Source organism: Prevotella falsenii DSM 22864 = JCM 15124, from assembly GCF_000613945.1.
GTDB lineage: Bacteria > Bacteroidota > Bacteroidia > Bacteroidales > Bacteroidaceae > Prevotella > Prevotella falsenii.
In genome coordinates, this window is the sequence record NZ_BAJY01000025.1 from 16530 (window position 1) to 37313 (window position 20784).

Below are 20784 nucleotides of genomic sequence, written 5' to 3' on the forward strand. Positions count from 1 at the left end.
TTTTACTATATGACATATGTCTGTTATTTTTGTTCCTTGATAGGTTTTATAAAGTAATCAATGATAGCTCCTTTAATCTCGTTCCTCGCACCTTCATCTTGCAATAACTCCCATAAAGCCTCGTCTAATGTCGCATATGCTACATGCTCTCGAAGATATTTCACAGAAGGTGTCTTAGAGGCTCCGTTTGGATGACTATTACCTTTCCATATTATGTGATAATAGGGCTCACTATTTAGATGAAAGAAAGGTTTATGAAATGGGGTGATTGTAGAATTTCGTTCAAAAGACTTTGCTTTACATTGATATTTGTCCTTTAAGACGTCTGAGTCAAGAAAAAGCTTATTCTCTGTAATTAACCCATTTTCAATTAGGTCAAATAAAGCCAATAACAAGAATGGTTTTGCATTAGAAATTTTCCCTTTGCAATTTCCACGATTGGTAGTAAGCAATTCATTTCTGTAGTATGATAAATTTAATCTCATTCCTTAACAAGCAGTTTAAGACAATCTAAAGCTGTTAAATCCTCACGTAAGGTTATACTTTCTAACCCCATATTCAATTCGGCTATTAAAACTCTATTAGAATCACTATTTAAAGATCTTAGTAGATTTACCATTTCCCCTTTAGTAATCCCAAATTCCCTATACGGCCCAATATTATTATCGGAACTATATAAATCAGAAATTTTTAACGAACGAATATTTTTTGTTTCAGAGTATCTATAAAGAGAGTACGCAAGTGCTAAGCGCTTAATAAAGACAAAAGGCTTTTTTTGAAATTGAGTTTTATTAATAGCACTATAAGGACCAAACTCGCCAAGTGGACTTTCTTTTAAAGTCCGTACAAATGCATAAACAACATTATGTATTGTTTTCTTTCCACTATCGGAATAATCATTAGCAACTAATTCTTCTAATCCCTGTTGTGTAATAAAAGTGTCCCATTCAATAGCCGAATTATACCATCTAACAATAGGGGACTCATATGAAAGGTTTATCCAAATAATTTGCCAAACTAAATCGGAATAATCTACATAGTACTTTGCGAGAAATCGTCCTAAAGGTGTTATCTCTTTTGATTTTGTATCATTGAGTATCCCCGCCTGATAAAGCCACTTTGCAAAACTAGGCATTTGCTCTTTGATATTTAAGCCTGCAAGGTTGTCGACAAAAAAAGCATTAGGATCTGAAAAATAAACAGAAAGCCAACCTTCATTCAATCCAAAATTATTGTAACTTGTTAGTTTCATCTTATGTTCTTTATTAGTGCCTGTAACAGCCAATGATGCAGCAGAGATGCAACCAAAATCGTGAAACGTGAGGCATTTCTTACAACTTATACATTTATTTTTTACAATATGTGCGCTATTCGGTTTAATATTTAATGCACCTGTAGGGCATTCTACTTCACATACACCACAATGTATGCAATATGTAGCCTTGTAGAAAACACGTTTGATCAAACCTTGTAAGACAGGATCCGTACTCGTATTTTCAAATACTATAGTATGGTTACAATCATTAATAGTTATAGAGAAAGGGTAAAGAGTATCTCTATATCTAAGTTCTCCTTTAATCTCGCCTTTTCTTTGTGTGAATATAGAATACTTACCTATTGCATTAAGCCATGTTAATAGGCCTTCCTGAGGATTCTCAACCTTAATTTTGAGCTGAGGTTTAGTGCTTTCTATGAAAAGTTTGGAAGGAAATGATATGTTGCGTCCACCAGCCCGACGTTTCCAGTTCCCATCTTTAATATATACATCTGCATCTTTTATACCAGCTTCTTTTGTATTTTTTTCTATCCTCGAAAGAAATGGTTCTAACCTTTTCTTGTATCTTTTACCTGATACCATATCATTCCATTTTGAAGAAAATGGGCATATGAGACAGCCTACTCTAGTCATCCCATTTCGATATGCTGGATTTATTGGGAGATTTTGGCGCCATAAATACAAGAATATTTCTACTGAAGACCAATTTAAGATCGGACTTGCATTGATAACATTATCATGCTTCACTCCTTTCCCAATTCTGTTATAATTAGCTCGTCTTGTACTTTCCTCTGCTCTGACTCCTTCAAAAGTCAACACTTTAGCTTGTTTGTTTGTTCCTTCTATTTTTAAAGAGCGATATAAGGGAGCTGTTTTCATCACAGAGCAGCACCAACGATGCGTGTCACTGGGCGTCCCTATCTTATCCCAATAGTTGAGCACACTTTCATGATTGCGGGTGAGTGAGAACTTTAAGTCGGGAAAGCACTTATGGTAGTGGTCTTGCACCTGTTGATACAAATCTAACGATGGGGGTAATTCATATCCCGTGTCTGAATAAATTACTTCGAACTCTGTACTTGGTATGGCACGTGTGCAAAGGTCGAGTACTACCTGAGAGTCTTTACCACCGGAGAAAGAAGCGATGAACTTATCAATCTTTGTCGTGTGAAACACTTTTTTGCCCTGCTCTTCAGCAGTATCAAGAGGCATAATTTCGAAACTATCGCAGTCTTCACGCACAATGGCCATCTTCTTTTTAATCTTGGCTTCCATACGTTTTGCAAGGGTTTCATAGTCAAGCTGATTAGCCTTTACCTCAACAACACTTCTTCTTGCACCAGCATATTGTATGAAAGTTTCACGAATGAATTCAATGGCCTCACTCTCCAGCAAGAACATAAATTCAGCGTTGCGCTCCAACATCTTATTTACATTAACGGGCTTCAACTCGACATTTTCCTTACCGGGCTGGAATATGATCGTAGCAGGGTCGTAGATATTGGCACCTTTAGCTCGAACATAAGTTCTCCTAGATACCAATATTGCTTATTAATTGCCCACAACAAAGGAGCTTCTGTGTGAGGATATTTCCATCCTAACTCATTAAGTTTAAGCAAATCGAGTTCTTCCCAGAATACAGGACGAGGTGATGTACCAAGAGTTCCATCCACAATGCGTGAATGAAGCAATACACCACCCGTTTCTTTATCCCAAGTTATTTTATACATTGTTTTCTTTTCTCACTAATTCTGTCAGTTCAACATTGAGTAGTTTCGCTATTTTGAGATAAGTCCCCATAGTCGGTTGGCAAACATTGGTGCACCACTTAGAAACTGTGGTTGGTGCACACCCCAACTGTTCTGCTAACCATTTGTTAGTTCTTTTCTTCTCCGCAAGTACTACTTTTATGCGATTGATATCCTTGTCCATAATGGATAGTTTATAATAAGGATACAAATATACACAATATTATTGATATATAATGCAGAAAATAGCTTTGTTTAGCCAATAACATCACTAAATTATCTTTTTTCTCACCACACTTGCTTAATTGTAAGCAGAAATACTAAAACATTGAATTGACAATCTAAACCAAATGCTTACAGCTTCAATTCTGGCAAGCTATTGATAGCTTCAGACTTCAATTTATCCACGGCACGAGTATATTTCTCTGTGTGCTTCAATCCGCTATGTCCCAACAAACTCGCAACAGTCTTGATATTGGCTCCGTTATTCAGAATGTTCACAGCAAAGCTGTGGCGGGCGCAATGCCAACTGATGTGTTTATTAATGCCAGCACGCTTTACCCATCGTTTTACCGATTTGCAGCAACTTTCATAAGAAGGCAAGTTGAATATAGATGAATTCAAATCGGCAGGTGCTTCGCCTATCAATGACAGTAAACCATCGTTCAAAGGAATGACGACACCACTATGTGCCGAATATCCTTTGGTCTTATTCTGCTCAAACTTCAATAGGCGGTTGGTGTAATCTATGTTTTTATAGGTCAAGTCTTTTACATCGCAAAAGCGCAGACCACAATACAGACAGAGAATGAATGCTCGTCGCACATTTGGATTCTCGTTGTCGTAATGGCATTGAATTAAAGATTGGATTTCATCCATTGATAGCACATCCTTGCGCAAGATCTGTTCATCCACCTTGCACACCACACCCTTACAAGGGTCTTTCAACATCACTTCGTGATCGATAGCATAACGCACCACTTTCTTAAAACGCTGGTAGATGCTCTTTGCCCCTTCACCCACACTTCTTGATTGCAGGTATTCAACAAAGTGCTCCATCATGTCCTTGGTTATTAAGTCGGGCTTAATATTAAACTCATAGAGGGGGGATTGCTCTTTCAGAAAATCCTTAAAACGATTCAAGGCTATTTTTATCATTCGCAGGTCTTTTTTGGTGTAACTGTCAATGTAAGCCTGATAATAGTCCAAGAAATTGATATTTCTATCCTTCTTCAGACGATAGCCGAGCATACTCTCCTTAAACTGTTGTTCACGCTCCGCACGAATCTTGGCAGCCAGTTCAAGTGTTTCTTTGTTCTGCTGTCGTTCTACTGGAGTGCGAGGTTTGGCTATCAAGTACAACTGCAAATTTTCTTTTCGCCTGTTATGTTTGATGTGTACCTTGGGCTTGCCCATCATCTTCCAGAAGTGTACATAACTGGCTCTCCAGTCTCATCTAAAACCGGTGTTTCTTCTCTACCGAGATAATACTCCAGATACAAACTTATCCGACCATCAGACAACACATTCTGCTCTAATTTCGGGTTTTCCTTTGCTTTATTTTCTAATTTTGCCATAATTGATAGTTATGTACCTAAATGTGTATCAAACCGAGTAAAATCATTAACTCGTTTATTTTCAGATGTTTTCTTATTTTGCAAAGATACTAAAAAGTTCCGAATATCAAAGTGTACTAAAAGTGTACTTTATGACAAAAAACAGGCGAAAATGAGAAAAATCAGCAAATATAAGAAAATAGTAAATTATTGATTATCAATATAATATATTCTTTTTATTTCTCTTGTTTTCACGGCATTGTACCGGGTCTGGGTACCATAAATCCCTTGTAAATCGATGATTTACAAGGGATTTTCTTTTTCAACATATACTAAAAGTGTATTTTGTAACAAAACAATAAGAAAGGTGTACTTTTAAGTTTTTTGCCACTTAGTTTTATATTTAATTTTGTTTCATACTATAAAGGTACGAAAAAATAATGATGTGAGTAAATTACAAGGTGAAGAGTTTTGCAGAGGTCTCACAATGGTAATAGCCAATGCTTTCGGTTCTATCTGAACGCTCTTACAGTCAAACGTCTGATCCTCCTTGCGAGTTATTATATCTTGTATAGTCATAGTAGAAATTATAATGTTATCAATTTTTGTTTATTATTAAAGGCTACCTTAAGCGCGTAGAGGCTGCTTTGCTCGGTTACACCTATGAATAATATTTTATCGGCCATCTCGCAAAGCCACTTATTCCTCATCATTGCTGTGTCCTTTGACTGACGTGCTGCATTACTTACAGAAACTATTAATAGTCGATTTTGACCTAACGCTTTTTGTAATTCCTTAGGGATAACTTTATACATTCGCCGGGCAAGAACAATAATAACCGGTTGGCTGCCTTTCAACAGAAAGTGAAGTACATCTTGTTCTAACTTACTGTTAAATCCGCTGACGACACACTCCCCACGATTGCGCATATCCGTAGCCCAATCATATACCTGCAACACCGTTTCGGAAGCGATATTGTTTGATGCAAGGAAGGCTGTCTTTTGCAATTTCAACAGTTCCTGATTGCCAAGATATTGCGTGTGGACTATCATTGATTATTCTCTTCGTTGTCCTCCTTCTTATTGTTCTTTCGTAGCGCAATACGTTTCAAGTCTTGGTCGAATTGCTTGATGCTGTCAAGATGTTCTATCTGCCGTTGCTGCTCTTTGTAGGCAATATATTCCTTGGTAGCTTTTGCTACAGCCAGTTTGTGAGAAATTGTGCCGGCATGCTCAAGGATATTCTTTTCGTTCATGGTGAGTACAAGGCGCAGTTTCTGCACCCAGTCGTGCATATACATTGGTTTCTCCGCCAATGCCTGCGCCTCAGCATAGGCAAGGAACTGTTCTACGATAAGTTTTAACTGACCAATCTCTTTCTCATTCAGATAGTTCTTGCCTACCACGACATCGCCTTTGGTAACTTTCCCCTCTTGTTCCGTAGAAGTAAGTCCCATCATTGGCAGCGAGGCATTAGCACGGTAGTAAACAAGTTCGGCTGCCGTCTTTCCGCTTACAGCCCAAAGCAATTTGTTCTGTACTTCTTTGAAGAAAGCCAATGTCATATCGGCAGATGGATTATAGTCGATACTTGTTTTATAAATATCCTTTATCTGTTGATAAAACACTTTCTCTGACAGGCGTATCTCACGAATACGACCTAATAGTTCCTTGAAATAATTGTAAGACGACCCCGTCTTAAATCGCTCATCGTTCAATGCAAAACCTTTAATGATATATTCTCTGAGCCGCTGTGTTGCCCAAATACGGAACTGCGTGCCCTGCTGCGACTTTACCCGATAACCAACAGAAATGATAACATCGAGGTTATAATAATCTATATTTCTGGCAACCTCTCTATTACCTTCCGCTTGAACTGTTGCAAAATTTGCAACAGTTGCCTCCGGCGACAGTTCCCCCTCCTCAAACACATTCTTAACATGTCGTGAAATAGTAGATTTATCACGACCGAAAAGTGTCGCCATTTGGTCTAATGACAGCCAAACGGTTTCATTCTCAAACCGAACATCTATCTTTATCTTTCCATCTTCCGACCGGTAGATGAGCATATTGTCGTTATTGCTTGCTTCCATCATTCTATTCTTAAATTATTGTTCGATACGTACCTTGCTTTCATTTAATGTTTTTGCATCTTTCTTCTAATTTACAGCAGTGGGGATTGCAATATACTACGATCTTTTCCAAAATAATCATCCCAGATAATACGTAACTGCAAAGTGTCTGTATGCCCCTCACACAGTAACATACCTTCTTCCCTATAACCATTATGAGAAGTTATCAAATTGTATGGTCCCCAAGCTTAATACAAATAATTGGAACATAGTTCATGCAGTTCTTTGCTAAGCCTTTTACAGAAGCAATTACTATATCTTTTGTATTGTTCATCTGACTTTATTTTTTACTTATTATACAACTATTTGTCACTGATAATACATTTAGCAAGGTGATTTTCTATTACCTCGTGCGCCAATAGAGGGCTATCGGTCAAATAAGATAGAAATATCATATCACTTTTATCTGTAATATTCCAAAGTGCAGAAGTATTGAATGTTCCGACTTTGATTCCCGCATTGAGCTTATATTGTATTGTTGATGGTAGCTTCCTACAAAATTCTTCGTATAGCGATTCCAAGGTGTTTTTATCTTCAACATTTATTTCATCAAATGGGAAAGAAAAAGATGTTATGTCTTTCCCTGTTACATCAAAATCATCTCCGTATGTCAACCATTTTGAGATATATAATTTTCCACAACAAAGGAGTTGAATATAATTGTAATATTGAGGTAGAAATTTTAAGGTACCTAATTTCGTTTGAGGAGTTGTATTACCTTCAGAATCGAAAGCATTTGGTTTGATATTTGAAATTGAAAGAAAATTATATCCAACCTTTTTATAATATAAACTATTGCCATTCAGACTATCTTCTAATGTTGCTATATTATTTCCTCTCTTATTTTCATAGATAGATTGAATAATCTCTGAATCAAGCATAGGTATCACTCCACTATAAACAAAATAATTATACTTTATCGTAGTGGAAAAAAGAAAAGCTCTTTGCTCACTAAACCAGCGATGTAAGCAAGATGTATATTTTTCGTTACCTGTTGAAGAAAGTAAGTAAATACAATTTCTTACTCGAACATCACCTGAGAATAATCCCGAAGGTATTCGGCTATAAAAAGAGTACCATACCGAACCATGAAAGTTATTTAATAAATTACGAACTTCAGCAAAATTTCTACTAAAAGCAAGATTATGCATTACAATAAATCCATGCGTTCCAAATGGGGATAGAAGCTGTAAAATACGCTTGATAACATATCCATATAAATCGCTACACTTAAAAGTATCATTAGCCAAATAATTTATTTTGTTCTTAGAAACATACGGCGGATTTCCAATAATCACGTCAAATCCACCGTTTCCATTGATGATTTCATAGAACTCTGCGAGCCAATGGAAGGGTTGGTGTGAGGCGAGCCACGATGTATAATCTATTTTAGCATCAACAGCTCCGTACATCTGACGGTTGAGCAGGTCGTTGAGAGCTGTAAGGCGGACTTTCAGTTCGTGCTTGGCACGTTTGAAAGCAGCCATGTCTTCGGCTTGCGACAGTTGTATGGTTTTGAATACCTCGTAGGTGCGTGCCACCTTATCCATTTCATCGCTCACTTTGTTGCGAAACTCCTCAGCCGTGAAAAGGTCGGAAAAAGCAATGCCTGTTTCCAATTCCTTCTGTGTGGCATAACCCACAAGGGTGTTGCCACAGCGAATATTGAAGTCGATGTCGGGCAATGGGTCGAGTCCTAAATTCGGGTTGCGCTTATCCACTTCCACCACGGCTACCATCTTCAGGAACAATCGCAGCTTGGCTATTTCGGTAGCCTCTACCATTATATCTACACCATAAAGGTTGCGGAGGATGATGCTCTTATAGATGAAATATTGAATATTAGAACGATACTTGTTTTCTATTTCCTGTAATTGATTGGTGAAAAGATGCGGATTCTTTTCGTTGAACTCCTGCATACGGTTGATGCAAACCTCGTAGAGAGGCTCGAGAATGTTGAGTGCAGCAAAGAGGAAAGCACCCGAACCGCAGGTGGGGTCGAGAATGGTTACACGCTGCAGGGCTGCATAGAAATATCCCACAAACAGATGGTCGGGCGTGTGGGCAAGATAGTCGTAAACAAACTGACGTATGTCGAGATTATAGGTAATGAAATCGTTGATGGCGGTAACTTCTCCTTTTTCTATCTTTGCTTTGATGCTGCGATAGCGTTCGAGTCGCTCGATGGTCTCTCGCCATATTTCGGTGGGCAGTGCTAATGGCTCGAGCGTGCGTTCGTTCCAATGGCTGCGTCGCTCCAAGAGGTTAGGTTTCGTGGTGTCGATGCCTACGGCTATTTCGTCGGGAATAGGCTCATTACAACCTTTCTTCATGGCATCGAAGATGTAGCGGTCGCCACTCTCACGCAGGAACTGCCACAAATGGCTGTCGGCACGGAACAGTTTTTCGTCTTTCCTTTTCACAGCGTCCATCAGGTAAGGCACGATGGTGTTACGCCCAATATATTCCGTAATATCTTCTTTGGTGTAATAAGCTCCCATTTGTGCGCGATCGTTGATATATTGTTCAAAGATATAACCCAGCACATCGGGATTGATATCGCGCCCCGTTGCCGTCATACGGTCGTCAAGATGCCAATGCCATTTGTCGAAGAAGTCGAACAGACTCACAAACGCCTCATCGGCAATGTCGAGTCTGGCGTATTCTTGTTCTATCTGATGCACATCGAACATTCCGCCATTGAGATAAGGAATGCGCCCATAGACAGCTTCAAACTCCGTGTTGTGCTGCGGTGCGTTGAGTCCATCGTGGAACAGGCTGACAAGAAACCCTTTATAAAATTTATTGAAAAACCTGTCTTCACCTTCGTTCTGCTGTGTCCATTCCAATTTATGGCGCAGATAATCCACATCACCGTCCAAAAACTCCTTTTTCTGAATGAAGTAGCAGAACATCAATCGGTTGAGCATCACCGATGCATACCACTGTTTGTTTTTATTGTCCTTGTCGGCTATATGGTCGTCTATCCCCGTGATGAATTGGGCAAAACGTGCGTGTTCCTTTTTAAAGCCGGCATAGAAATCCTTGGTAATTTTCTCCGAATTGATGAGAAAAGACGACTGTACCTTTTCTATAATGTCGAGAATTGTCGGATTATCTTCGAGCGTGAACGAAAGGCTCTCCATCTTCTCAAACAGAAATCCGGCTTTATCGAGTGTATCGTATTCCACCAGCACCACGTCCCGCTTCTCCACCTTCTTCACCGGAGCCACCCAAAGATGGTGCATCGTGCCGGGAACCATGAAGATGCAGATGTAGTTTTCGGCATTCTTCCTCAACTTGGTATCCAATTTTTTGCAAACCGATGCAACAGGAATTTCGTCTGTGCAGCATTGCAAAATCTGAAAACCCTTGCGTTCGGCTATCTGTTCTATGCGGAAGGTACGCTCGTCTATCGTATATTCAGGCAATAGCGTTGCTCCCGATGGATTGTTCCATAACATTTCGCTTACAAACAATCCCTTGAAATCAGCCTCTGTTATATATTGGTTGAATAGTTTTCTTTTCATAGTCTTATGCTTTTAGTCCCATCGAGCAAATGATGACAGGGTCTTTATATTTTGTTTTCTCTTCGTCAATCCTGCACAGATTGGCATTCTCGTACATTTCTATTACCGTTTCTATAATGTCATCGTGGCTATTGCCCGTGCGTATCATTCTTGCAAGGATAAACTTTGAGTTTTCCAACATTGGATAGTTGTATATCTGGTCGATGACAAGTTTCAGCACATTCTTCTTCTCCTGCGTATAGAATATATTTAGTGGCCGACTGTAGTAGTGATCCAGCAAATCGTATATCTTTCGCCTATTGCTGAAACGGCTACCCAAACTGCCCACTACGTTGGTATTCTCGTTCTTAATTCCCTTGATGGCTTTTTCCACTAACAGCAGATGGTTGTCTTGCGGTGGCAGGCATGGCTCATTTATGGAACAAGCCATTGCTTGAAGAATGCGTTTCTGCGATTGGCTTACGATTTCGCCTTGTGCGTCATACCATGTCAGCACATCGAAATCGTTGTAGGTACGGGCGTATGTAATTACTCCATCGCCGATACCACTATCAGCTTTCTTCGTGGAATAGGCAATGTTGGGTATCGTGGGTATGATGCGTTTCAGTTCGGGATTGGCATCGGTTGCATTCTTCCATATCTGGTAAGCCTGCGAGCCGAGATCCACATCAATGTCTTCGTAGTCGTCTAATCCGCCACTCTTTTCATTATACATATCGCGCAGATTCTGTTCGTTGCCCTCGAAAAACACTTCGTCGCTTCCTACGATACCCGCATTTTCGTTGATACGTTCGTTGAGCCGCGTACGCAAGTTGATGATTTCCTCCACCTTGTCGGCAGGGAAGAATGAGTAACAGTAAATCTTTTCGGAACTTTGGTCGATACGATCGACACGTCCCGCTCGCTGAATGAGTCGGATAATCGCCCACGGCAGGTCGTAGTTGATGATAACATGCGCATCTTGCAAGTTTTGGCCTTCGCTCAGCACATCGGTCGCTATCAACACGCGCAGTTCGTTTTCAGCAGCTATATCAACCTTGTTGCTCAATGGCGAGAAACGCTCTACGATAGCAGTTGGATTAGTCGTGCTACCCGTAACTTTTTCAATCTGTCCAAAGCCTCGTTTCTGAAGCTGATTAAATATATAGTTGGCAGTGTCAGAGTATTGTGTAAACACTATCACCTTGTCCGTCCGGTGCGTATGTTTCAGCAGGCTTTCCAGTTCGTTTAGTTTTTGGTCGGTCTGTGGATTCCATTCGCCACACAAATTAATCATTGCAATGAGCTGTTCACAATCATTTTTGAGTTGTTGTTTCAGTGTGCGCTTGAAATACTTGGCATCTATCCATTGCACATTGTTCTTACCGATAAGCGAATTGTAATAAGCTTCAGCTTTCTTTTTATAGATTTCCATGTCTTTAGGAATCGTCAGGTTGTTTTCGCCATCTGTTTCCATCTCTCTTTCATCGCTGTTGTCGGTTGAGTTGTTCATATCTGCATCGTCGGTAAAGTCTTCCGGAAAGGTGTTTTCGTCGCTAATCGGCAATTGCAGTTTATTGTCGATGGCGTAGATAAATACGGCGTTGCGTAGGATATGGCGGTAGATGGTAAACAGGAACGAATAGCCGCTACTGTCGATGCGTTTAAAGAAGGTACTTTTGCAAAATCCCATCATTCTTTTTCCTGCACGCGAAAGATTATCAATGAGATTTTTCTCGTATTTGGAAGCCGTCTCTGCTTTCTTTTCGTCCAAATAGTGAATGAGTCCGTAGCGTGGCAGTTTCAGACTGTCCATAAAGTTTATCATCTCCTTTGAATAAAGCCTGCTGTACTGATCGCCCTCTTCGGTAGGGAATTTAACAGCCTTAGGCACTCGTTCCGGAAAATAAGATTTATGTCCGTCTTTGAACTCCAGATATTTCCGTCCGTTTTTCGGGTCGGTCTTTGCATAATTATCCTTGATAAAGGTGCGCGTGCGTCGTATCAAAAACAGTTTCATCAGTTCGAGCCAATCTTCCTGACACTCGCTGCGTTCAAAAGCCTTGATGCTTCGAATGAAGTCTTCGTGTTTCTCTGAAAACTTCCGTTCGCCACCTATTTCTCGAATATACGCCTCCGGGCGAATACCCAAATCGGTATCATCGTCCACAAAGAGGCGCAACTGACTGCTCAAATCCTTGTATTGCTTGTTGTAAGGTGTGGCTGTCAGCAACAGCACTTTGCAGTCTTGCTTCTGAATGAGGTCTCTGATGTTGCGATAGCGCGTACCCTGACTGTTGCGCAAGTTGTGGCTTTCATCGACAATAATGAGTTTATAAAAACGCGCATTATCTACATCAATGGGTTTTGCCATCGACATAATATCCGCTTTCAAGTCGTACTGCCTTCGGTATTTTGCCCACATATCTTGCAAATTTGCAGGGCAAATAATCAGTGTATTGTTGCCAAAAGTGTTTTCGTACATCTTTGCAATGGCACAAGCTGTGATGGTTTTTCCCAATCCCACCACATCGCCTATCATTGCGCCACCTCGTTTCTCGTTGTTCAGATGTTGTGCTGCTATCTTTACGGCTGTCTGCTGAAAGTCGAAGAGGTCGTTCTTGAACTCATTGGGTATGACAAACCCCTTGATGCCCGACCGTGCTTCCTCGCTCAGATGATAGGCCGTTTTCAAGTATATATAATAAGGAGGTATTTCCTTTTCGCCTGCCCAACTATTATCAATGATGTTGATCAGTTCTTTGGTGATGTCAAGACTGAATTTATCGTCCCAACGGTCGTCAAACCAATGCGATAATTTCTCGGCACTGTCGCTGTCGCCAAATTCGGCATTCAGTTCTCCCTGCCTTGTCAGTCCGGAATAGGTAAGGTTGCTGCTGCCCATAATAGCCTGTATCTTGTTGAAATTATCGTCGGGGCGATGAGCAAGATAGAGTTTGGCATGAAGAGGCTCACGAAGATACAATTTCACACACACCTTTCCGTCTTTCATCTGTGCAGAAAGGCGACGGAGCGTAAACTCATCTTGCTTGGTGGGCATTCCCAACTGAAGTTGTCGCCGAAAGTGGCGTACAATCTCCAATTTGCATTGACTAACATAGTTTGCATCAGGCAAAGGCAATTCTGTATAAAGTTGTCTTATGAGTTCCTCGGCAGGGCGGTGCATTCCTATCAATAATCTACATTTCCTGAAAATGCGGTTGTCGTTTTCATACACATAATCGCCTGCAAGCGTATCAACCTGATTTACCACAATATCCCAGCCTCGCAGATTGAAATAGCCTGCGCAGAAATCCACACGCTTTACACCCACGTTGGTTACAATGCCTTGCAATCCTTCTGCAAACTTTGTTTCTATGTTATCGTATATTCTTGCCATAATACAATTTCTTTAAAAGAAAGCTACCATTTGTCCATCCACAATAAATCATCAACTCTCACTCCTAATCTTTCTCGGCGAGTACCACCTTCAGGCGATTGATTTTCTTGCGTTCCATAGTATTGTAACTTGATTACGCCATAAAATTACTCATTTTTCTCCAAACACATGCTTTTTCAAGCAAAAACGTAATCTTGTTAAATCAAAAAAATGTTTTTCTATTCATTTTTCATTTTAAATTTTCAATTCAGGAAAGCTATTTATTTCCTCTTCTTTCAATTTGTCCACCGCCTGAGCGTATTTCTCGGTGTGCTTCAATCCGCTATGTCCCAATAGGCCGGCAACGGTCTTGATATTGGCTCCATTATTCAGAATATTCACAGCAAAGCTGTGGCGGGCGCAATGCCAACTGATGTGTTTGTTAGTGCCGGCACGCTTTACCCATCGTTTTACCGATTTGCAGCAACTCTCATAAGAAGGCAAGTTGAATATAGATGAATTCAAATCGTCAGGTGCTTCGCCTATCAGTGAAAGTAATCCATCGTTCAGAGGAATAACAAAATTTACTCTATGAACGCTTGTAAGTAACGATGGTGTTACCGTAAAACTCTTTTTTCACAACATCGATGTTGTGTGGAAGGTGCGGAGCGGCAACACCATTGTTTATTGTAAAGGGTGCTGTTTCTACACGAATTTCGTCCCACAGTCCTGCATGTATAAACGATTGCAACGTGCGTGCGCCACCTTCTACGATGAGAGAACATATTTTCTGCTCGGTTTCGTTATGCCGATTGATGGTTTCTATAAGGTGTTGCAGACTGTTCACGCATAGTGTTCCATCTGCCAAACTATCGGTTTTATAGGTTGAAGATATTACGATTTTCAGCGGATTTTTACCGCTCCATTCTCTCACCGTGAGGCGTGGCTGTTCCATTTCCTTGGTATTGCGTCCCACAAGAATGGCATCGTGCTCGGCACGGAGCTTGTGTACGAGCATTTTCGTAAAGGCATTGGAAATTTGCAACGCTCTCTTTCCGGTGCCATTGTTTTTCGGATAACCTATGAAACCGTTGGCAGTTTGTGCCCATTTCAGCAAGATGTAAGGTCGGTTTTGTGTATTCCGAACGATAAACTCGCGGTTCAGCATCAGGCATTCCTGCTCCAAGACACCCACCGTAACGTCTATTCCTGCCTCGCGAATGCGCTTAATGCCCCGTCCCCGCACAGCCAAAAAAGGGTCTACGCAGCCACAAACCACTCTGCGAACGCCTTTCTGCACGATTAAATCGGTACAAGGGGGCGTCTTGCCATAATGCGAACAAGGTTCAAGACTAATGTAAATGGTGGCTTCCCGTAGCAAATGTTCGTCTTCGCTGCGCACCGATTTGAAAGCATTTACCTCAGCATGCGCTTCTCCGCAACATATATGGTAACCCTCTCCGATAATTTTTCCTTCGCCGCTTACTATCACTGCACCTACCATAGGGTTTGGTTTTGCTTTCAGTTTTCCGTTTCTTGCCAACTGCAGACAACGCCGCATATACATTTCGTCTATATCCTCTTGCTTCATTTCTTTTTATTTTTTACCTTTGCAGACATGTCTACAATATACCAAAATCTGTGCCAACGGCTCATGGAAGTTTATCCGCCAAGCGAAGCGAAAGCCATCGTCCGTATGCTTTTAGAAGACTATTTCGGGCTGACGCTTGCCGATATTTACACCGACAAAGTTACGCAATTATCGGCAAACGATGCCAACGAACTCGAAAAAATAATGCTTCGGTTGGCAAAAGGCGAACCTGTGCAGTATGTTCTCGGCTCGGCTACATTCTGCGGACGGCAGTTTGGCGTGGCTCCGGGCGTACTCATTCCCCGCCCCGAAACGGAATTGCTCTGCGAATGGATAACTGCTTCGCACGATTGTCCATTCTGCGGCTTAAAGCCACCTGCTCCTTTGCGCATTTTGGACGTAGGAACGGGCAGCGGTTGCATTGCCATTACACTTTCGTTGAACATGGCAAACACCGTTGTTACGGCTTACGACATTTCGTCGGACGCTCTTTTTATAGCCCGCGACAACGCTATAAAATTGGGTGCAACGGTTAATTTCCGGCTGAAAGATGCTCTACGGCTTACAGCAACGGAAGAAACGTTCGACATCATCGTAAGCAATCCGCCCTATATCTGCGACAGCGAGCGTGCGGAAATGATGCGGAACGTGCTCGACTACGAGCCTTCAACCGCCCTATTCGTACCCGACGACGACCCGCTGCGCTTCTACCGTGCCATTGCCGAATATGGAACGACTGCCCTTTCGCACGGTGGCGAACTCTATTTTGAAATAAATGCACGGTTTGCCGATGAGGTTTCGGCTATGCTAAACGCTTTGGACTATGCGGAAACAGAGGTGCGCAACGACCAATTCGGTAAACAACGATTTGTAAAAGCCATACGCCAATGATACAGAAGAAACAAATCGGCGAGGCGGAAGCCTTGCGCAAACTTGGCGACCTTTGCGCCCGTGGCGAGCATTGTTCGGGCGAAATGGCAGAGAAGTTGCGCAAATGGGGCATTGCACCCGATGCACAAGCACGCATTATCGACAAGCTCATCGATTATAAATATATCGACGACGAACGATTTACACGCTCGTTTGTGCGCGATAAAATCGCTTTCAACAAGTGGGGACGCCGAAAAATAGAGCAAGCATTGTGGCAAAAGCGCATTCCGCAAAGCATTTCGCAGCCCGTTCTCGACGAGATTGATGCGGAAGAATACCTCTCTGTGCTGCGCCCACTGCTGAAAAGCAAGTATCCGACCATAAAGGCCGAAACCGATTACGAACGTTCCATAAAGCTGATAAAATATGCAATGGGACGCGGTTTTACGCTCGATTTAATTCGGCAGTGCATAGACGACGCCTCGATAGTAGACGATATAAACGAAGATGACGCAGATTAGCTTCTTTTCCAGAGTGCTCGACCTCGTCGCACCTCGTGCTTGTCCTGCCTGCGAGCGCAGACTTGGCATCACCGAAGAACCGCTTTGTGCTGCCTGCAACATCGCCTTGCCCCGCACGATGCACCATCTTCAGCCTTTCGACAACGAATTGGCATGCCTTTTCTGGGGCAGAATACCGATAGAAAAATGCGCCGCTTTCTTCCTTTACAAGCCCAATTCGCCCTCAAGTTGCCTTATTTATAAGCTGAAATACTTCGACCGTCCCGACATTGGCGAACAGCTCGGACAGCTTGTTGCAACCGAATATGCAGCCGAAAACTTTTTCGACGGCATTACAGCCCTGCTGCCTGTGCCCCTCACACGCCGTCGCATTATTCAGCGAGGCTACAACCAAAGTCTTGAAATAGCACGCGGAATAAGTGCCGTAACGGGATTGCCTATCGTTACAAAAGCCATTCGCCGCAAGTCGTTTATAGAAAGTCAGACCCAAAAAGACTTATGGCAACGCACCAAAAACGTGGAAAACGCCTTTGAGCTTCGCACAAACGCCAAACTGAACAACCACCACGTGCTCTTAATCGACGATGTAATTACCACCGGCGCAACGCTGACAGCCGTTGGAAAAGAACTAATGAAAGTGCCGGACATAAAAATTAGCATTCTCTCCCTATGCTTTGCAAGCGATAAATAGAAAGGTTTGGATAGCCTCGTAATTTGCAGAAAAGAAGCAGAAAAAGCGTAAATATTTTTCATAAACACAAATGTTGTCTAACTAATTCGTTATCAATGCTTTGCAAAACCTATTATTTGGCATTGCAAAAGCGTAGGTTTTACACGGTAAAACCGTAGGTTTTGCATCGCAAAACCTACGCTTTTGCAATGCCAAATCGAAATTATCATTTTTTCACAGAATTATCTTTACAAAGCCAACGCTATTTTTCGGTATCTGCCTTGAGCAATAAAAAGGAAATTGTTCCTCGACAAATTCCTACCGAACCTGAATTGTTTCAGGTTCTAATAAAATCTAAATCTTTTGCTTTTATTTTGTTATCCGAATATGTTGCCGTAACTTTGCAACCTTATAATAATAGGTAAACGTAAACAAAGAAATAAGAAATGGCATATTTATTTTCATCAGAATCAGTTTCAGAAGGGCACCCCGACAAGGTTGCCGACCAGATTAGTGATGCTCTTCTCGACCAATTTCTTGCCTACGACGATACTTCTCGTTGTGCAATCGAAACTTTCAATACTACCGGTCAGGTAGTGATTATGGGCGAAGTACGGTCGAAAGAGTACATTGACATTCAAGCTATTACACGCAAGACCATCAACAAGATTGGCTACACAAAGGCTGAATACCAGTTCGACGGCAACAGTTGTGGCATTCTTTCTGCCATTCACGAACAGAGTTCCGATATTAATCGTGGCGTAGATCGCACCGATGAGGACAATCAGGGCGCAGGCGACCAAGGCATGATGTTCGGTTATGCTTGCAACGAAACGGCAAACTATATGCCTGTAACGCTTGAATTGGCTCACTTGCTAATGACAACCTTGGCAGATATACGCAAGGAAGGAAAGGTGATGACTTACCTACGTCCCGACTCAAAGAGCCAAGTAACGGTGGAATACAGCGACGACAACATTCCGCAACGCATCGATACGATTGTGGTTTCTACCCAGCACGACGACTTTATAATGCCTGCCGACCATTCTGCCGAGGCACAGCTGAAAGCCGACGAAGAGATGTTGGCAAAGATTAGAGAAGACGTTTTGAACATATTGATGCCACGCATGAAAGCACAAATAAATTCGGAGAAGGTGTTGGCATTGTTCAACGACAACATAAAATACTTTGTAAATCCTACCGGAAAATTCGTTATCGGCGGTCCTCATGGCGACACAGGACTTACAGGTCGTAAGATTATTGTAGATACCTACGGCGGAAAAGGTGCGCACGGAGGTGGTGCTTTCTCCGGAAAAGACTCATCGAAGGTAGACCGTTCTGCAGCATACGCTGCTCGCTACATCGCAAAGAATATGGTTGCAGCAGGCATTAGCGACGAAATTCTTGTGCAGTTGGCTTACGCCATCGGCGTTGCAGAGCCCGTTAGCGTTTATGTGAACACCTACGGACGTGCCAACGTAGCCTTGACAGATGGCGAAATCGCCGAAAAAGTAAAGCAAATGTTCGACCTCCGCCCCAAGACGATAGAACGAATGCTGAAGCTACGCCAGCCAATGTATTTTGAAACTGCTGCTTACGGGCACATGGGACGCAAGAACGAAGTAGTAAAAAAGACGTTCACAAGTTTGTATCACGAAAAGAAAGAACTCGAAATAGAACTCTTTACTTGGGAGAAACTCGACAAAATAGCAGAGATTAAGAAAGCATTCGGACTGTAAAACAATATGCCAACAACCGATTCCATCGCCACACCGCAGCTATTAAGGCGGCTGCAAACCCCACCTCGGCAGTCTGAAAAGACCGCAACGACAGAGCGTGGGGAGGCGGGTGTTGGGCAGACAGATACTGTCAAAGCCGAAGAAACAAAGAGTTTGCTGAAATGGAAAGCCCCCAAGCCTTTCAAGCTGACAGATGTAAGGTTTGCTCAAGAAAGCTATTTTAAAGGCAATCCGTACTATCGTCCCGAACTTGGAATGTCGCATAGCGGCATACTTGGCGACCCCGCTCCTTACAGTGTGAGCAACGACAACGTAGTGGCAGGCACGTTGCTTGTGTGCTTTGCTTTGGCTATGATAGCCTCATCAATGTCGAGCAACTTCATTGTAAGGCAAATAAAAGGTCTTTTCCATCTACCTTATCGACGCACAAATGTAGGCGAAACAAGCCACGAAGTGCGCTTTCAGGTATTTTTGGTGGTGCAGACGGCATTACTTTTGAGCATTACCTATTACTTGTTTACGCGTTCTAAGAATGGCGGCAACTACATTGTTGATTCGCAATTGCTTGTCGTGGGCATCTTCTTTGCCATCTTTTTAGGGTATTTTCTGCTGAAGAATCTGTTGTATTCCATTGTAAACTGGGTGTATTTCGACCGCAAAAGCAATCAGCAATGGTCGCAACTGACCTTATTTCTTGTATCGGCTGAAGGCGTACTCGTATTCCCTGCAGTGCTGTTGATGATTTACTTTGGGCTGTCGGCGCAATACACGCTCATCTACGTGGCAATCATTGTGGGTTTAACCAAATTGCTTCTCTTTTACCAAGGATATATCATCTTTTTTAAAAGAACAGCTGCCAGTCTGCAAATAATTTTGTACTTTTGCACCTTAGAATTAATGCCGCTGGTAGCATTAATAGGGTTCTTGGTATATACCGATAACTATTTGACTATAAAATTTTAGGACACGATGATTAAAAAGATATTAATATCACAGCCTAAGCCCGGGAGCGACAAGTCGCCCTATTATGACATAGCCAAGGAATTGGGTGTAGAAATGGTGTTTCGTCCATTCTTTAAGGTGGAAGGATTGTCTTCAAAAGAGTTTCGTCAGCAGAAAATTAACTTGCTTGATTACACTGCTGTGGTATTCACATCTCGCCATGCCATTGACAATTACTTCAAGTTGGCACAGGAAATGCGCATCACCATTCCCGAAACAATGAAATATTTCTGCGTAATAGAAACGATTGCGCTCTATATTCAGAAATATACGCAGTACCGAAAGCGTAAGATTTTCTTTGGTAATTCGGGTAAAATAGACAACCTGATTCCTACAATGGTAAAGCATAAGGACGAGAAATATCTTGTTCCGTTAAGCTCGGTACACACCGATTCCATTGGAACGCTGTTCACAAACAACAAGCTGAAGCACAAGGAATGTGTGATGTATCGCACCGTTAGCAACGACCTTACAGAGGAAGAGAAGAAAACTTTCGACTACGATATGCTTGTTTTCTTCAGTCCTACGGGTGTTCGTGCCTTAAAAGAGAACTTGCCCGACTTTCAACAAGGCAACATTAAGATAGCTGCTTTTGGCCCTGCAACAGCCAAAGAGGTGAAAGACCAAGGTCTGCGCCTCGATTTGGAAGCACCATCAGCTAAATATCCTTCTATGACAGGTGCGTTACGTGCCTTCTTGGAAGCACAGAAAAAGTAAGAAAACATAGGAGATTATCCTACCCGGATTATCTTCCGAAACATAAAAAGCTAATCGCCAATGCCCATTACCCGC

Annotated in this window: 15 protein-coding genes and 2 pseudogenes; 6 read left to right on the forward strand and 11 right to left on the reverse strand. The window is 42.0% G+C overall.

The features are described 5' to 3' along the window. Nucleotides 1-23: 23 nt before the first annotated feature. From JCM15124_RS09305 to ribD, 11 genes and pseudogenes are all read right to left on the reverse strand, one after another. Nucleotides 24-485 carry a hypothetical protein gene (locus tag JCM15124_RS09305; RefSeq protein ID WP_024999212.1) on the reverse strand — a complete coding sequence of 154 codons (462 nt, stop codon included), beginning with the start codon at nucleotides 483-485 and terminating at the stop codon, nucleotides 24-26. Then, nucleotides 482-2701, reverse strand: a complete 2220-nt coding sequence (locus tag JCM15124_RS13950; RefSeq protein ID WP_232220148.1) for a phosphoadenosine phosphosulfate reductase domain-containing protein — start codon at nucleotides 2699-2701, stop codon at nucleotides 482-484. The genes JCM15124_RS09305 and JCM15124_RS13950 overlap by 4 nt, the downstream gene beginning before the upstream one ends. A 20-nt stretch (nucleotides 2702-2721) precedes the next feature. Next, on the reverse strand, nucleotides 2722-3006 hold the full coding sequence (locus JCM15124_RS16695) for a hypothetical protein (RefSeq protein ID WP_232220149.1): 285 nt from the start codon (nucleotides 3004-3006) through the stop codon (nucleotides 2722-2724). Then, entirely contained in the window at nucleotides 2999-3208 is a 210-nt protein-coding gene (locus JCM15124_RS09315; protein WP_024999213.1) for a helix-turn-helix transcriptional regulator, read from the reverse strand. The genes JCM15124_RS16695 and JCM15124_RS09315 overlap by 8 nt, the downstream gene beginning before the upstream one ends. A gap of 170 nt (nucleotides 3209-3378) precedes the next feature. After that, nucleotides 3379-4601: pseudogene (locus tag JCM15124_RS13955) on the reverse strand (tyrosine-type recombinase/integrase). A 566-nt stretch (nucleotides 4602-5167) separates the two neighbouring features. Beyond that, a complete protein-coding gene (locus JCM15124_RS09325; RefSeq protein ID WP_024999214.1) occupies nucleotides 5168-5632 on the reverse strand; it encodes a DNA-processing protein DprA in 465 nt (154 codons plus the stop codon). Continuing rightward, a complete protein-coding gene (locus tag JCM15124_RS09330; RefSeq protein ID WP_024999215.1) occupies nucleotides 5629-6672 on the reverse strand; it encodes a virulence RhuM family protein in 1044 nt (347 codons plus the stop codon). The genes JCM15124_RS09325 and JCM15124_RS09330 overlap by 4 nt, the downstream gene beginning before the upstream one ends. 341 nt (nucleotides 6673-7013) lie before the next feature. Further along, a complete protein-coding gene (locus JCM15124_RS09340) occupies nucleotides 7014-10241 on the reverse strand; it encodes an Eco57I restriction-modification methylase domain-containing protein (protein ID WP_024999216.1) in 3228 nt (1075 codons plus the stop codon). 4 nt (nucleotides 10242-10245) lie between these two features. After that, entirely contained in the window at nucleotides 10246-13620 is a 3375-nt protein-coding gene (locus JCM15124_RS09345; protein WP_024999217.1) for a helicase-related protein, read from the reverse strand. 234 nt (nucleotides 13621-13854) lie between these two features. Further along, nucleotides 13855-14178, reverse strand: a pseudogene (locus JCM15124_RS15345) (site-specific integrase); the annotation flags it as partial. A gap of 10 nt (nucleotides 14179-14188) precedes the next feature. Next, nucleotides 14189-15190 carry a bifunctional diaminohydroxyphosphoribosylaminopyrimidine deaminase/5-amino-6-(5-phosphoribosylamino)uracil reductase RibD gene (ribD, locus tag JCM15124_RS09355; RefSeq protein ID WP_024999219.1) on the reverse strand — a complete coding sequence of 334 codons (1002 nt, stop codon included), beginning with the start codon at nucleotides 15188-15190 and terminating at the stop codon, nucleotides 14189-14191. A gap of 27 nt (nucleotides 15191-15217) precedes the next feature. Here ribD and prmC point away from each other — a divergent pair, with 27 nt between their 5' ends. The 6 genes from prmC (at nucleotide 15218) to JCM15124_RS09385 (ending at nucleotide 20709) form a co-directional block, all read left to right on the forward strand. Continuing rightward, nucleotides 15218-16081, forward strand: a complete 864-nt coding sequence (gene prmC / locus JCM15124_RS09360; protein WP_024999220.1) for a peptide chain release factor N(5)-glutamine methyltransferase — start codon at nucleotides 15218-15220, stop codon at nucleotides 16079-16081. Beyond that, the gene (locus JCM15124_RS09365; RefSeq protein ID WP_024999221.1) at nucleotides 16078-16581 is read left to right on the forward strand and encodes a regulatory protein RecX; all 504 of its coding nucleotides are present in this window, start codon (nucleotides 16078-16080) and stop codon (nucleotides 16579-16581) included. Before prmC ends, JCM15124_RS09365 begins: the two co-directional genes overlap by 4 nt. Next, nucleotides 16568-17272: a ComF family protein gene (locus JCM15124_RS09370; protein WP_024999222.1), complete on the forward strand. Its 705-nt coding sequence runs from the start codon at nucleotides 16568-16570 to the stop codon at nucleotides 17270-17272. Before JCM15124_RS09365 ends, JCM15124_RS09370 begins: the two co-directional genes overlap by 14 nt. Before the next feature lie 425 nt (nucleotides 17273-17697). After that, nucleotides 17698-18990, forward strand: coding sequence for a methionine adenosyltransferase (gene metK, locus JCM15124_RS09375; RefSeq protein WP_024999223.1), 1293 nt, complete (start codon nucleotides 17698-17700; stop codon nucleotides 18988-18990). A gap of 6 nt (nucleotides 18991-18996) precedes the next feature. Further along, nucleotides 18997-19953 carry a DUF4271 domain-containing protein gene (locus JCM15124_RS09380; RefSeq protein WP_024999224.1) on the forward strand — a complete coding sequence of 319 codons (957 nt, stop codon included), beginning with the start codon at nucleotides 18997-18999 and terminating at the stop codon, nucleotides 19951-19953. Nucleotides 19954-19959: 6 nt separating this feature from the next. Beyond that, nucleotides 19960-20709, forward strand: coding sequence for a uroporphyrinogen-III synthase (locus tag JCM15124_RS09385; RefSeq protein WP_024999225.1), 750 nt, complete (start codon nucleotides 19960-19962; stop codon nucleotides 20707-20709). Nucleotides 20710-20784 lie beyond the last annotated feature (75 nt).